Here is a 14,196-nt window from a genome sequence, read left to right on the forward strand (position 1 = left end):
ACGCAAAGCCGAGCACTTCCTCGCCTTCCTCATCCTCGGAGCCAGCCTCACCTGCTACAAGAAACTCCGCAAACTCACCACATGAGACAACCTCTAAGAGCGTGTCTCACTTGGATCTTGGCGAAGGTGCGGGCAAGATCATGGCGTGATGGACGGGTTGTCGCGGCGGCTGGTGCCTGATGAGTTGTAGGCGCTGGTCGAGCCGCTCATTCCACCGGGCAAGACGCGTCCACAAGGTGGTGGAATGTCACGAGTGGACGACCGGGCGGTGTTCACCGCGATCGTGTTTGTCCTGACGAGCGGGTGCGCCTGGCGTCATCTTCCGCCCAGCTTCGGGGTCACCGTACCGACGGCGCATCGCTGGTTCACGGAGTGGACCGAGGCCGGGCTGTGGCGACAACTGCACCAGGCGGTGCTGGACGAACTGGGTGGCAAGGGCATGATCGACTGGTCGCGCGCGGTCCTGGACGGGGCATCCGTCAGGGCAAAAAGGGGGGCGGACTGACCGGTCCGAGCCCGGTCGACCGGGGCAAACCCGGTTCGAAGATCCACGCTCTGTCCGACCGGGCCGGCCTGCCCTTGACCGTCGGTATCTCTGCGGCCAACACCCACGACAGCCACGCACTCAAGCCCTTGGTCAACGCGATTCCGGCGATCCGGTCCCGCCGCGGACCCCGGCGCCGGAAACCGGTCAAGCTGCACGCGGACAAGGCCTACGACATTCCCGCCCTGCGCGCCTGGCTCCGCCGGCGCGGGATCATCCCGCGCATCGCCCGCAAAGGCATCGAATCCGGTGACAAACTCGGCCGCCACCGGTGGGTCATCGAACGGACGATCGCCTGGCTGACCGGATACCGGCGCCTGACCGTCCGCTACGAACGCAAACCCAGCAACTTCCTGGCCTTCCTCACCCTCGGAGCCGCTATCACCTGCTACAAGAAACTCGCCAAATGAGACATGCTCTAAGTCCACTGTCTCGGTCGACGACATCGTTGGCTCTGAGGGTGAGCGAGGGATCATGCTGAGCGGATGTGGAGGGCGTGGCCGCATGACGGCAGTCGCGCGTACGTTCGCCCGATTGGCGCATCCAAGGCGGAGGCGGCCGGTGGCCGTATAACGCCCTATGCATTGATGCGCGAAACCTCAAATCCGGAACTCCGGATCGCGGCGTTGCTCGGACGCCGAGGTCCCCTCTGGGGCGGCTCACCCACGCTTTAGGATGCTCGCAGGCTAAGGGATGTCTCGTAACTGTTGTTGTGGTTGGTGGCGCTGGTGTTGCGGTCAGTCGGTGAGAAGGATGTTGTGCAGGTTCGCGATTCCGGAGACCGTGTCGGCGAGGGTAGTGGCGGCGCGACGGTAGTCGCGGAGGATCTTGAAGTTCTTCATGCGAGCCAGCACGTGCTCGACGCGAGCTCGGACCTTGCGGTGGGTCGCGTTGAGGTCTTCCTTCCAGTCCGGCAACTCGCTGCCGTCACGGGGTTTGCGATACGGCATGACGACCTCGGGGTTTCCTTGGTAGCCGCCATCGGCCATGACCGGCCGATCGGCGAGCACCTCGGCGATGCCGGAGTCTCGGTACACGGTGCAGTCGTTGCGGCTGCCCGGTCGCGGGTCACCGGTGGCGATGACCAGTCGGGTCTCGGCGTCGATGGCGACCTGCACGTTGGTCGAATAGCGGTAGTTCTTCGACGGGGTCGCCAGCCGGTGATCCCGGGTCGGGACCAGCGTGCCATCCACGATCGCCACGGAGTCGACCCGGCGTTTGCGGACCGGAGCCAGCGCCAGCAGCGGACCGATCGTGTCGATCACCCGATGTGCCGCGGAATGCGACACCCCGAACAACGGCCCGATCTGCCGCATCGTCAGGTTCGTCCGCCAGTACGTCGCCACCAGCAGCACCCGGTCTGCCAGCGGCAACGCCCACTGCCGACCTGGACGGCCGTCGGCGATCTCGTCCCCGCCCCGCTTCGCGACCAGCCGCACCAGTCTGCGGAACTGACCTGGCTCCAGTCCGGTGAACGGGGCAATCCACTCCGGCCGCGACGCTGTGATCACCTGCACCACGACATGATCAACTACCGGCCCCGCCGGCCCGGCACCGGGTTACGAGACATCCCTTAGGTGCTACCGGAGCCTGGGCAGCCCCAGGGCGACTTTTCCTGCCTACATTGGTGGAGCGGGTCCGGCCAGCGGCCGGGGGTTCAGGACGTCCGAAGACCTGAATGACTCATTCAAGACGTTCGCACGCTGCTGGCCGTCAACGAACCTCAGACGCGCGACACTAGGCCACACGGAACCGCTCGACCCGGTACAGCGGCTCATCGCCGGGGCAGTCGCGCGAAGGCCCTGATTCGACGCCCACTCGACCTTGCGGGGGCCAAGACTTGCCGGTCGCAGTCACCTCGGCGGTCCGTTCTTCGATCGCGTCAAACCGGAAACCAGTGGACGTTTCGCTTAGCCTGGTGAGGTGATCAGCCGCCTGCGCACATCCGTGATCCTCCCGAAGGACTCCGCCTGGAACCGAGTCGAACTCAAGCTCCTGGTCGACGACCAGGACGTGGTCGGATCGGTGTTCGCCGAGGGACCGTGGGCGGACCCCGATGCGCTGCTGGGGCCGGACAGCCCGCTGCTGCCCGGGGCGGAGCCCCGTGAGGTGATGCTCGCGGAGGCGGAGTGCACGTGGGGCTGCTGCGGCGCCATCTTCGTCCGGATTCGCCGTGACGGCGGCGACGTCGTCTGGGATGAGTGGCGCAATCCCGACGACCCCGGCTTGCCGTTGACCGCGGTCCGGTTCGACGCGGCCCAGTACGAAGCCGAACTCGCCCGTGCCCACGGCACGCGGTTCTGGGAGTGGCCCGCCAGGACGGTGGCGCGGGAGCTGCGCACCCGGCTGCGCGAGGAATCCGACGTCCTGGGCCGGTGGAACAGCGGCTTCCACGGTGCCACCTCCCTGCCCGGTACGCGTGAGCAGATCCATCTGACCTTCTTTTCGCCGCCGTGGGACCTCATCGAAGACCACCGGCGAAGGACCGGTGAAGTCCCGGACCACACTCAGTTCCTCGCGCGGCTGCCCGTGACCTCGGAGCCCGCCGAAGTCCAGGCCGAGCGGATCGTCGCGGGGTTGCGCGCCGGCGATCCCCGTGCGAGCGCCGAGGTCTGTGGCGGCCACACCGCACGACGATGACCGCCGGTCCGCCGGGTCGGCGTACTCGGTTGCCCAGCTCGAAGAACAGCACGGCGCTTCGTGACTACCTGTTGGCTGCTGAGACTCCGCACTCCGATCCGTTCGTGTTGTTGTGCGCGGGAAAATGTCCGTCCTGTTTCAGGCGGAGTTTCTTGCCGCAGCTGGGGCACGGGTTTCCCGAACGCGTCCGGCGGCACTTGTGCCCGGGAGCTGTGGTCGTGTAGTCGGTGGTACCCGATCCCGGGCACACTTTCTGTGCCCACTCGAAGAATTTGGTCTCTCCCGAGTAGTGCTTGGGGACCGTGCCGTTTTTGTTTTTGCGGAGTTCGAAGCAGCAGTAGCCGCAGTGCATGTCGGGCCTCCCGGCGCGCGTTGAGGCGGTGCAGGCCTACTGGTCTTGAGTGCTGTCGGTGGTGCCGGCTGCCGGGTTCTTGAGTGCGGCGAGGTCGTTGATGGTGGCGACGACGACGTTCCAGGCGATCCGGACGGTGCTGTCTTTCGGCGAGTAGCCCTCGGTGAACTGCTTCTTGGGGTGGACGAGGTTGCGGTGGTTGCGCAGGACGTGGGCGTAGTCGACGACGTCCTTGGGCAGCCATCCTTTTGTCTGGGAGAGGTTGATGAGGCTCTGCAGGTGATCGGTGGGGGCGGGCCCGTCGCTGTGCTGGCTGAGTGCGACGTCGTAGAGCACGCCTTCCAGGAGGCTGCCGAGCATGATGATCGCCGCGGTGGGGGCGCCGTGGTCCCAGCAGGCTTGCGCTTCATCGAGCCGGGCTTTGAGCTGCTCACCGAACGCGGCGTCACTGACCACGTCGGCCAGGCTCGCGGTCAGCTGCACCGGGGCCTGCATCGCCGGCCGGTTCATAGTCGGAGTCTGCGCGATGAGTACCGGCCGGCCGGACTTGTAGATGACCTGATAGCCCTCCACCGCGAGCAGCTCGTTGAGCTCCTGCAGGACGGCGACACGGGTTTCGTCGTCGTCGAGGTACTCGCGGGGGTCGGCCAGCCGTAGCAGCACCGCTTTGAGTGCTTCGGAGTCCTTGCGTCGGCTGCGAAGGGTCTCCAGTACCGCGCGGTAGCGGCCGTCGCCGAGGTCTTTGACTCGGCGCCAGCCGGCGGCGGTGAAGAACCGGGTGATCTCGCTGCCGGTGCGGTAGTGCTTGGAGCCGTCGTCGCCGTAGATTAGCAGGGCCACGCGGTCGAGGACGTTGTCGTCCAGTTCCACTATGACATCGTCGCTGGAGCGTTCGGTCGTGCTGGTCACAGAGTGTTCCCCTCGGTGGTGTCGGCGTCGTCATCGGGCAGGGCCACGGGTGTCCAGTCGTCGGGTCGCTGGGTGTTGTCCGTGATGTCGTCCGGGTGGATGCCGCGTTCGTCGAGGCGCTGCCACAGGGGTTCGAGTTCGCGGTCGGGGTCGAATTCGAACTCGCTTTCGCGGATCCGGATGACGTCCCAGCGCATGCGGCGCAGTTCGCGGTCGCGGCGGGCGTCGGAGATCTGCTGGGCGGTGCTGGTGTGCCAGAGGTGCCCGTCGCATTCGACGGCGAGCCGACCACCGTCACCGACCACGACCAAATCCAGGCGGCGGGAGCCGACTTCGTACTGGGGTACGACGAAGTAGCCGCGGCGTTTGATCTCCCGGAACACCTTTTGCTCGAACAGGGACTCGAACGGTGCGGTGCTGGTGGTGTCGCTGACTTCCTCCAGGCTTGGGGAGGTGCCGAACACTGAAGGCGGGGCGAGCATGTAACCCATCAGGGAGGCACGCAGGTCATCAGGTTTGAGGTCGCCGATGCCGAAGGAGGTGTAGAGCCACATTTGGTCTTTGGCGCGGCTGGCCGCCACGTTGAACGCCTGCTGGAAGATCGGGGCGCGTTGCGCTCGGGGCGCGTCGGTGACGACCATGGACAGGAAGATCACGTCGCGTTCGTCGCCTTGGAAGTTCGCCGGGATCCCGACCCGGATCTTGCGTTGCTGGCGGTCTTCGGCGGAGATGGTGGCGTTGAGTTCGTGTTCGAGCAGCTTGATCTGCCCGGTGCCGGACATGACGATGATCCCGAAGCTCTTGTCGTCGTAGCGCGGGTCGTCCAGGCATTCGGCGATTTGGGCGACGATGCGTTTGGCTTCGGTGGGGTTGCGGCGGCGCTGCTCGCGTCCTTCGACATAGCCGCCCTCGACGGTCACCACCTTCAACGGATCCAGGTCGGCGGCGGTGCGTTCACGCAGCGGGATGAGCCCGGGCCGGTCGTCGTCGCCGTAGAACTGGGTCGAGGACCAGGTGATGATCTCGGGCATGCAGCGGAAATGCTCCCGCAACCGCACGACCGCGTCCCGCCCGGACCGGGCTGTCAGCAGTCCGTAGAGGTGGGATTTGGCGGTGAAGTTGAGCCGGATCTCTTCGTCTATCCCGGACAGGTGTTCGTGCAGGCTGTCGAACAGCGCTTCGGTTTTGCCGAGCCGGCTACTCCCGGGGGTGCATTGCTTGTCGTCGCCGACCACGATCACTCGCGGCGCCATCCACAGCAGGAACAGCTGCTCAACCCCGACCTGGCTGGCCTCATCGACGATCACAACGTCGAACGAGTCCCGCACCGCGCTGATGTTCTCCAGCAGGTTCGGCAACGGCACCACCCACGCCGGCACCGCGTCCTTGGCCTTCTCCATCGCTTGCCGGGCGGCCTTGCGGTACTCGCGGACTTTGCTGCCGCCGCCGGCGCCGACGTGGCTCATGTGCTCGCGGTAGCTGCGCAACGCCCGGGCGTGCGCATCGGTCATCCGGCTGAGACAGGCACTGAGTGCCTGGACTCCGGCGAGCTGTTCGGTGACCCGATGGATCTGATCTTCCACCACGTCGAACTCGGCGACCAGGCGGCGTTCGTCCTCGGCATTGCGGGTGGCGAAGATGAACTGCTCGGCTTTCGACCACGCCCACGCCGCCGGCAGGTCACTCAGACGCTGATCCCAGGTCGGATCGTCGGCGGTCGCTTCGAGCAGCTCCAGCAGGGCCGGGTGAACATTCCGGAGCGTGCGGGTCAGCTGCGCGCGACGCTGTTCAGCGGAACGGTCGTGCCGAGCCAGGTCGAGGGCGTCCAGGCCGGTGCGGTAGGCGTCGAGATCGCGGTCCGCGACGGCTTTGACCAGCAACGCCAGCTCCGAGCAGGCGTTCTCGGCGGCTGCCCACGCGGCGACCTTCCGCTGCAGCCCCGCTACCTGGTGACGGGCCTGCTCCAACGCCACATAATGCAGGGCTGCCGGAACAGCATCGATCGCGCGGACGAACGCCGCGACAGTCGACAAGTCAACCGACAAAGCGGCGCGCAGCAGTGTCTCGCGGAACACGCCGTGGATCTGGGCCAGCGCCACGATGTGATCGAGCAGCTGCGCGTTGTCGGCCAGCTCCGACAGGGCACGGGTGAGGGATTCGCCGGTGATCTTCACGTCGGCCTCGCCCCACAGCCCGACCAGCTGCACCGCGGCGACCTCGGCCTCCAGCCGGTAGAGCGCCGCGTTGATCTGCTGAAGGCTGTGCGGCGGGACACCGTCGACGGTGACCACGGTCAGGAACTCGTCGGCGTTCTTCTGTGCGGTGGATTTGCCGATTTTGCGTATCTTCCCGCCGCCGACGATGTAGTCGCGCAGGGCCCGGCCGCTGTTGAGCAGGGCACGAGTCTTGCCGATGCCGTAAGCACCGACCGAGGGCAGCTCGACCGCGAACTGCAGGCCGAGGTCGCGCATCTGCTGCTGAAGCCGGTCCGCGGTATCCCGCTCGGCATGCAACCGCCGCCACAGGCCGTAGTGCTGCCCGGCCAGATGGTTGTCCACGGCGATCCCGACCCAGCCGCGCGACGGCGGAATCGTGTGGTCCCCGCCGTAGCCCAGCTGCTGCAATTGTGTGCGGGCCTGGTCGCCGAGACCACGCAGATGCGCCAAGACCTCCGGCCCGAGCGCGGCTAGGCGCTGGGTGAGGGTGCTGGTGTCGGCGTGTGCGGTGTCGCGGGCGTGCTGCTCGGAGGCGATGATGTCCGCGAGCTCGCCGGCGTCGGGCAGCTCGCGGCGCTCGGGGATCTGCTGCCCGGCGCGGATCCGCCGGCCGGGGCTGTCCTGGCGGGTCAGCGTGAGCAGCGCCAGCATGTCCCCGGTCACCAGTGGCGGCTTGTCGGGCCAGGTCAGATCGACGCTCGGGATCCACCGGTAGGCCGCGGCGTGCTCCTGGACCTCGTGCACGATGTCGGTCAACGGCCCGGCGTAGCGGGTGGTGCTGTAGCCGGGGGCCACAGGCGGGTGCTGGAGGTATTCGACTTCGCGCAGCTGGCGGATCCGGGTGTTGAGTTCGGTACTGCGGGTCAGGAGGTTGTGGCGCTCGTCGGCGAGCTGCTGGGCCCGGCGCGGCAGGCCCGCGGTTTCGGTCGAGCCGATCGCATTCGAGAGTGCATCGATGCCGCGTTCGAGCTCTTTGGCGGCGTCTTTGCTGCCCCCAGCGAGCAGGACACAGAGGCTGCGCAGTTCGGCGGGGATTTTGTCGCGGAGAACTTTGAGGGCCTGGTCTTTCTGGCTGGTGACCAGGACCCGCATTCCTCGGGCGAGCAGCGCGCTGACCAGGTTGGCGATGGTGTGGGTCTTGCCTGTTCCCGGCGGGCCTTGGACAACGACCCCGATTTCGCGCCGCAGCAGGTCGATGACGCGTTCCTGCTCGGCGTTGGTCGGCAACGGGAACAGCGGGTCCTCGCCGAGCATGTCGCCGGTGGGGGCGTTCTGCGCGGTGAGCCAGCGGCCCCGGGTGTCGGCTTCGGTGTCGGCGACCAGCTGCGCCAGCCCGACCGGCACCTGCGCATCAGGCTCGCGCAGCTCGGCGGCGATCCTGCGGTAGGTGTCGGCGAGCAGTTCCCGGCTGCGCGGCCGAAGCAGCAACGCCGGCGACGGCGAAAGCTCCAGCCGGTCCGGCAGCTCACGGGTGACATCCTCAGGACGGCGCAGCGAAGTGAAGTCGTCGGCGACGGCGAGCCCGACCCATCCCTCGACGTCGTCGAGCAGCGCGGGGTCCAGCAGACCGGTGTCGCTCTCGAGGATCGCCTGGCGAGCGGTGCGGCCGCGGTCGGGCTGATACCCCTCGACCTCGGTGAAGAGGGCTTTGTCTTCGAAGCGGCGTTTGCCGCCGATCAAGGAGACCGTCACCTCCGCGGTGTCGCGGTCCAGCTGCGGGCGGAGGGGTTCGGTGATCAGGTGCCGGCGGACCTCGTCCCCCTCCGGAGTGTGCCAGCGGACCAGCCCGGTGGCGAGGACGAATTCGTACTCGTCGTCTCGCTGTTCCAGTGTTTTCGCGGCGCGTTCGAGGGATTCGTAGAGGTCACGGCGGGCGCGGGAGCGCAGCTGGTCCCGGCTCCACTCACGCCACTGGGCCAGCCACCGGTCGAACACTTGCCGGACACTGGCCGGTGGTGTGATCGCGTGTTCCTGGTCGACGTCGGCGGGGCCGGTGGTGAGCAGGCGGGGTGGCTGGCTGTCCGGTCCGCGGGCTTCGGGCGAGTCGATCCATCCGGCCAGCACCGCAGGCGGGCGTGGCTCGAGAACTGTTTTGGGTGGTCGGACGCGCAGCAGCACGTCGTCGGTCGCTTTCGGGGTCAGGGTGAGGCCGTCGGGAAGGTGGTCGAGCCAGATCAGCGGATCGGGTGCGTCGGACTCGTCGGCGGTGATGTCGCGGCTGGGGTCGCGGTTGGCCGCATCGGTGACTTCTGCGAGGAAGTCCATGAGGCTGATGGTCTGATTGAGCACGTCGCGGTCGCTGGGAGTTGCGGCCATGGTCACCTTCCCCTGAGAGTGATCAACCGCGCAGCCTCCCCGATCGGCGGTCGATGATGCAATCCACAACTCGCCAGTAACCCCTGTTTGGAGCAGTCGTGGTGGTTGTACGGTGACGGAGGAAAGCTGGATTCTCAGTACACTGAGAACACTTTTGCGCAGGTAAACCCGATTCTCGGGTCATGAGTTGGCGTATAGGTCGAGTCGGGGGTATGGGAAATTCTAACCGGACCATGCCTGTCAACCCGACCACTATGGCTGGACAAATCTGCGTGCGTTTGGACAAAAACATGACAATTTCGGTGGTTGCTAGGAGGGACTGTCATGACCGCCACGTACCAACGAGCCGCGGCCGCGCGAGCTGTCGCCGAAGACGATGTGGCTTACCGCGGTCGTGATCCCGGTGTTGACGGTGGGCGCGGTGCTGGTGTTGCGGTGGCTGGCGACCTACGGGCTGAATGACGCTGAGCAACTCGCCGGGCGGGCAGCTACCCGAAGTCGCCACGGTCCGCCGGTGGAGCGCGTGCGCCGGTGACCGCCAGCACCAGCTGACCTGCGGGACGTTTTCCGCCTAGATCCTTGGCTTTCCCGGTGTGAGCTTTCCCGCGGCGTAGGTCCAGGTTGTCTGGGCGCGGCCACTGGGGCAGCAGTGGGCGTCGTCGGGGTGGTACCAATCTTCGGTGGCTTCGATGCGACCACGGGAAATCGTGATCTTTTCGACCGCTGACAAGTACGTCTGGGGCGTTTGTGTCTGCGCCTTGACAACGCCGATCGGGGCGGGCTTGCCGCTCTTGCCGGTTATGACGACGAACCCTTGGCCGGGGACGCCGTTGCCGCCGCTGTAGTTGCAGTAGACGTCGATGGCGGCTTCGTCGTGGCCGTCGCCGTCGAGGTCGCCGTAGACGACCGTGCCGGTGGTGCCCGCGTCGAGCGGTCCGTAGCGAGAGGGGATGCCGGCGGCTGAACCGTTCCGCAAGGTGAAGTCGCCGTTCGTGTCGCAGAGCGAGGCTGGAACGCGGATAGAGGTTAGCTTGGTGCGGTGCAGGTCGACCGGCGGCACTCGGGCGTCGACGTTGATGGTGAACGTGTCGGACCCGGTCGCGGTGCGGACGACTCCCTGGAGACCGGCCGCGACGAGGCTGACGCCGGAGGTGAGGATTCCGATCACCACCTTCACCGGCCCGGGTGCCTGGTGTCCTGCTGCCGTCGCCGCGGTGCTGACGCACGAGAGCACGGCCTTGGTGAGGCCGGCCACGGCATCGGCGTTCGGTGGTGCGGTGATGTGCGCTGCCTCGATCGCGTCGCCCAGGCAGCGCACCGCGTCGGTGACGATTTCGAGGCGTCCGACGTCGACACCGAAGACTTCGAGAGCTTCTTCAACTCCGAACAGCAACGCCATGCCGAGGTAGGTGCCGGTGTCGATCTTGCCGGTGATGACGCCGGGGAGCTGGGCGACCGGGAACCGGTAGGTCCGCGGCACGCCGGGAACGAGGAGGCCCTCGGCATACGGTTTGGTCTTGATCAGGGTGTCGTAGCCGGCGAGCACTGCGGCCTTGTCGACGTCCACCGTGCCGGGTGGCTCCAAGGTTGCGTCGGGAGCGGCGTGGAGCAGCCATGGCAGTGGTGAATTGGGTGTCATCGTGACGATTGCCTGGCCGTTCTCGACCCGTAGGCACGACCACACCGGGTCGCCGACGACCGCTCCGCCGAGCGTCACGCTCGTGCCGTCGCCGGTCGTCACGGGTGAGGTTGCGCAGCCGGGCCTGGCTGAGGTGATTCCGGTCGTCTGTCCGGCGAAGCGCTTGACGGATTCGGCCAGCTTGCCGAAGTCGAAGAAGCCAGGCCAGAAGCTGCTGAGGTGGTCGATTTCCGCAGTCAGCGTCTGTTGCCCGGTGTCGAACACGGCCGGAATCAGGTGTGTTCCATCGCTACCGGACGGATTGGTGAGCAGCACTCCTGCTGCACCGGCAGGTGGCTGAGCTCGAACGGGGAAGCGGATCGACAACGGTTTCGCGGGTTGTGATCCGTTCGTGAGCTTCAGTTCGAGCGGCGAGCCGGCCCCGGTGAACATGGACGCGCCCGCACCGAACGGAGCGCGGGTTCCGATGTTCGCAGTGAGAACCGTGCCGGCCGGTGCCACACCGGCCGGACCTGTGATGACGATGCCATCCACCGAAAGCGAAACGCCTCGCTCGGTCACCTCTGCCGAGACACCTCGGCCTGCGGCGGCGGTGTCGCCGTCAATGCCGAAGACGACGATTGCGCCGGCCGCGGCCAGGCCGGCGACCAAGGCACCGATCGCGATCGACCATTTGACACGGTTTCGGCTCACCCCCCAGAGGTCGCCGCCTCGGCCTCGAGATGTTACGACAGATGTGTTGTTGTTATCCGAGAGTGTCAATCGGCGGGAAAAACCGGCTTCGCCGGTGGTCGCGTTGGTCATTTTCGTGAGCCGCAACCGAACCGCGCTGTAACAGCAATGCTCTCTCCGGCGCTTAAGAGGATCGTGGCCGCCGGACGGATCAATCGCGGCCGCCGTTTCCCAGCGATTCTGGAGGCCGAGTGCCAGGGCAGAGGCGAACGCGTGCCGCGGTCGCGGTGTGGGCGGGAGTGTTCCTGGCCGCGACGACGTTCGTGGTGGTTGCGGCCAGCAGTGACGCGCGGCCGGATCTGAACTTCCAGCAGGAAGGGCACTGGGTCTACAACGTGACCGAGCAAGCAGCCTTCCACGTCAACGGCGGCACCAAGCAGGTCGACGCGCGAACCGGCAAGGTCGAGCTCACCGGCGCCGTCGCGATGGGGCAGGGAGACCGTCAGCTGAGCGCTGTCGGCAGTGGCAAAGCCGTGGTGTTCGGCAAATCCGATCTCGCCGTCGCGGCCACCGTGGCCACGCCCGGTGGGGACGTCCCGGTCAGCCTCGAAGTGCCGGGCGGCCCGTACTACGTCTACAAGCAAGCCGGCACCGTGGTGCGGTTCGCGCAGCTGCCGCCGGTCACCATGCGCGCCGGGGGAACAGTCGGTGAGCCGGCGCCGTTGGCGGACGGCACGATCTGGTTCCAGCGGGTCGACAACGGGACCCTGTGCCGCGTGAAACGCGATGCCGGCGACGTGCTGTGCCCGGTCGACACCGACGGCAGGCAAGGCAACGTCGTGGCGACAGGCGACCAAGTCGTCTTCGTCGATCCGTCCGCGGGAACCGTCACCCCCTTCGGCGAGCAGGGCGCCGGCCAGACGGCGAACCTCGGAGTGCGGGTCGCCAAGGACGCGCGCACGGCGACCGTCGCAGTGGCTCAGCGGCTCCCCATGGTCGATCCGGGTGACAACCGGCTGATCTTGGCCGGGCTTGACGGCCTCGGTGGCGAGCGGCCCGGTTCCGCGCCGATCACCGTCGGCTTGGGGGAAGGGGACTTCGCGGCACCTGTCACCGCCACCGATGCCGTCGCGGTGCTCGACCGGACGGGCCGGAGGGTGCTGACCTTCACGCCGACCGGCAAGCAGAAGGCGACGACCCCGCTACCCGAAGGCGCGGGCCAGCCGCGGATGACGCGTGGTCAGGACGGACGCGTGTACGTCGACGCCCAGGACGGCGCCCATACCGTCGTGGTCGACCACGACGGATCGGTCACCACGGTCGGTATCGGCAAGCGGGACGTGCCGTCCCCCGACACCCCGAAGACCCCTCAGCCGCCGGTGAACCCGCCGCCGGTCGCACCGCACGGCAAGCCCCAGGCGCCGTCGAGCGGTAAGGGGGCGAAGGACCCGGCGAAAACGCCCCCGAAGGCGCCGGGCGCGCCGGGGGCGGTCCAGGCGCAGCCCGGCAACGCCACGGTGAAGCTGTCCTGGGAGGAAGCCAGCGCGAACGGTGCAGCCATCACGGAGTACCGGATCAGCTGGCGCTCGACCGCAGGCGGGGGCACCGACGGCGCGATGAGCGTCGGAGGAAACCAGCTGCGAGCCGATGTGCCAGGTCTGCGCAACGGCGCGACCTATGTCTTCACGATCATCGCCGTGAACTCCGTCGGCACCGGTCCTGGCGCCGACTCGCCGCCGGTCACCCCGAGTTCCGAGGTCCCCGGCGCACCGGGCGCGCCGACAGCGATCGCCGGCGAGGACGGCACGGTCAAGCTCACCTGGGCCCCGGCCGACGGCCAGGGCCACCTGATCACCGGCTACACGGTGACCGCGCACGGCGCCGACGGCAGTACGACCGCCGCGGGCACTTCGACGGAACCCTCACTCACCACCGCCGCGGGCGTTCTGACGCTCGGCACCGCGTACACGTTCACCGCGACCGCGACGAACGAGCTGGGACTGTCCAGCGCCGACTCGCCGTCGAGCGGTGCCGTTTCGCCGTACTCGCCCGCCGCCGCGGTTGGCGGACCAAGCGCCACTGTTGCCGATTCGACCGTGACCCTCACCTGGACCACGCCCGAACTCAACGGTGGTGATCTGGCCGGATACCTGGTGGAGGCCGACGGCCTGACGCCGCAGACGGTCACCGGCACGACAGCGACCTTCAACGGCCTGTCGAACGGCACCAAGTACAGCTTCACCGTGCGGGCGCAGACCCGGCAGCGCGGCACGACCGGTGCCACCGTGGACGGCGCGCCCGCGACCGCCGAAGCCACGCCCGGCCGGGCCCCGATGGTGGACGTGACCGGAGCGTCGAGCAGCGGCGACCGGCAGATCACCCTGACAGTCAACGTCTCCGACTACAGCAGCGGCGCGGTGACCTGCCACGTCGTGTTCAACGGGGCCGAGCGTTGGACAGGCGGCTGTGCCAGCGGCAGCTCGATCACGGTCGGCGGTCTGGAGTACGCGACGACGTATGACATCTACGTCACCGGTGAGAACAGCTTCGGCCGCGGGCCCACCGGGTCCCGCGGTTCGGCTCGCACCAATGATCCGCCGCCGCCACCACCGCCGCCACCGTCGGTTTCGGTGTCGAAGGGCGGCCGCTATTCGAGTTCGTCGTGCACCGACCCGAGCTGCGCCTACGTCGTCATCTCGGCGCGCAACTTCGCTGCCAACACCAGCTACTCCGTCTCATGTGTGTCCACTGTGGATGGCACTTACTGGACGTACTCGGCACGGACCAACGGGTCCGGTGCGTTCGACAGCTCCGTCTGCTTCTTCGGCTACCGAGGCAGGCAGGTCTGGGCCGTCGTCGGCGGCGTCGAGTCCAACCATCTCACCTGGTGACCCGGTTTCGTGAACGA

The 14,196-nt window shown here is 67.4% G+C and carries 8 protein-coding genes; 4 read left to right on the forward strand and 4 right to left on the reverse strand.

The window, feature by feature from the left end; translation table 11 throughout:
- The first annotated feature begins 193 nt into the window (after positions 1-193).
- A protein-coding gene (locus AB0F15_RS39380; protein WP_360281985.1) for an IS5 family transposase occupies positions 194-954 on the forward strand; the annotation gives its coding sequence in 2 pieces (ribosomal slippage) (positions 194-485 and positions 485-954; 762 coding nt in all).
- Positions 955-1,281: 327 nt separating this feature from the next.
- Here the strand turns inward: AB0F15_RS39380 and AB0F15_RS39385 are convergent.
- Entirely contained in the window at positions 1,282-2,061 is a 780-nt protein-coding gene (locus tag AB0F15_RS39385; RefSeq protein ID WP_360281953.1) for a transposase family protein, read from the reverse strand.
- Between the two features lie 406 nt (positions 2,062-2,467).
- Between AB0F15_RS39385 and AB0F15_RS39390 the strand changes: the two genes are divergently transcribed.
- Positions 2,468-3,184 (forward strand): hypothetical protein, encoded by a 717-nt coding sequence (locus tag AB0F15_RS39390; protein ID WP_360281955.1) that lies wholly within the window; start codon positions 2,468-2,470, stop codon positions 3,182-3,184.
- A 388-nt stretch (positions 3,185-3,572) separates the two neighbouring features.
- On the opposite strand, the gene AB0F15_RS39395 is transcribed toward AB0F15_RS39390, so the two are convergent.
- Together AB0F15_RS39395 and AB0F15_RS39400 are read right to left on the reverse strand one after the other, a co-directional pair.
- Positions 3,573-4,445 (reverse strand): DUF4145 domain-containing protein, encoded by an 873-nt coding sequence (locus AB0F15_RS39395; RefSeq protein ID WP_360281957.1) that lies wholly within the window; start codon positions 4,443-4,445, stop codon positions 3,573-3,575.
- Complete coding sequence (locus AB0F15_RS39400; RefSeq protein ID WP_360281959.1) at positions 4,442-8,353, reverse strand: AAA domain-containing protein; 3,912 nt, start codon at positions 8,351-8,353, stop codon at positions 4,442-4,444. Before AB0F15_RS39400 ends, AB0F15_RS39395 begins: the two co-directional genes overlap by 4 nt.
- Before the next feature lie 273 nt (positions 8,354-8,626).
- Here AB0F15_RS39400 and AB0F15_RS39405 point away from each other — a divergent pair, with 273 nt between their 5' ends.
- The gene (locus AB0F15_RS39405) at positions 8,627-9,034 is read left to right on the forward strand and encodes a hypothetical protein (RefSeq protein ID WP_360281961.1); all 408 of its coding nucleotides are present in this window, start codon (positions 8,627-8,629) and stop codon (positions 9,032-9,034) included.
- Between the two features lie 514 nt (positions 9,035-9,548).
- On the opposite strand, the gene AB0F15_RS39410 is transcribed toward AB0F15_RS39405, so the two are convergent.
- Positions 9,549-11,420 (reverse strand): hypothetical protein, encoded by a 1,872-nt coding sequence (locus AB0F15_RS39410; protein WP_360281963.1) that lies wholly within the window; start codon positions 11,418-11,420, stop codon positions 9,549-9,551.
- 119 nt (positions 11,421-11,539) lie between these two features.
- Here AB0F15_RS39410 and AB0F15_RS39415 point away from each other — a divergent pair, with 119 nt between their 5' ends.
- Positions 11,540-14,179: a fibronectin type III domain-containing protein gene (locus tag AB0F15_RS39415; RefSeq protein ID WP_360281965.1), complete on the forward strand. Its 2,640-nt coding sequence runs from the start codon at positions 11,540-11,542 to the stop codon at positions 14,177-14,179.
- Positions 14,180-14,196: the final 17 nt, after the last annotated feature.

Origin of the sequence: Amycolatopsis sp. NPDC026612 (assembly GCF_040638285.1) — a bacterium.
Classification (GTDB): Bacteria; Actinomycetota; Actinomycetes; order Mycobacteriales; family Pseudonocardiaceae; genus Amycolatopsis.

Coding starts and splice junctions, on each gene's coding strand:
- AB0F15_RS39410 (WP_360281963.1), bottom strand. CDS start 11,420: ATGACCAACGCGACCACCGGCGAAGCCGGTTTTTCCCGCCGATTGACA.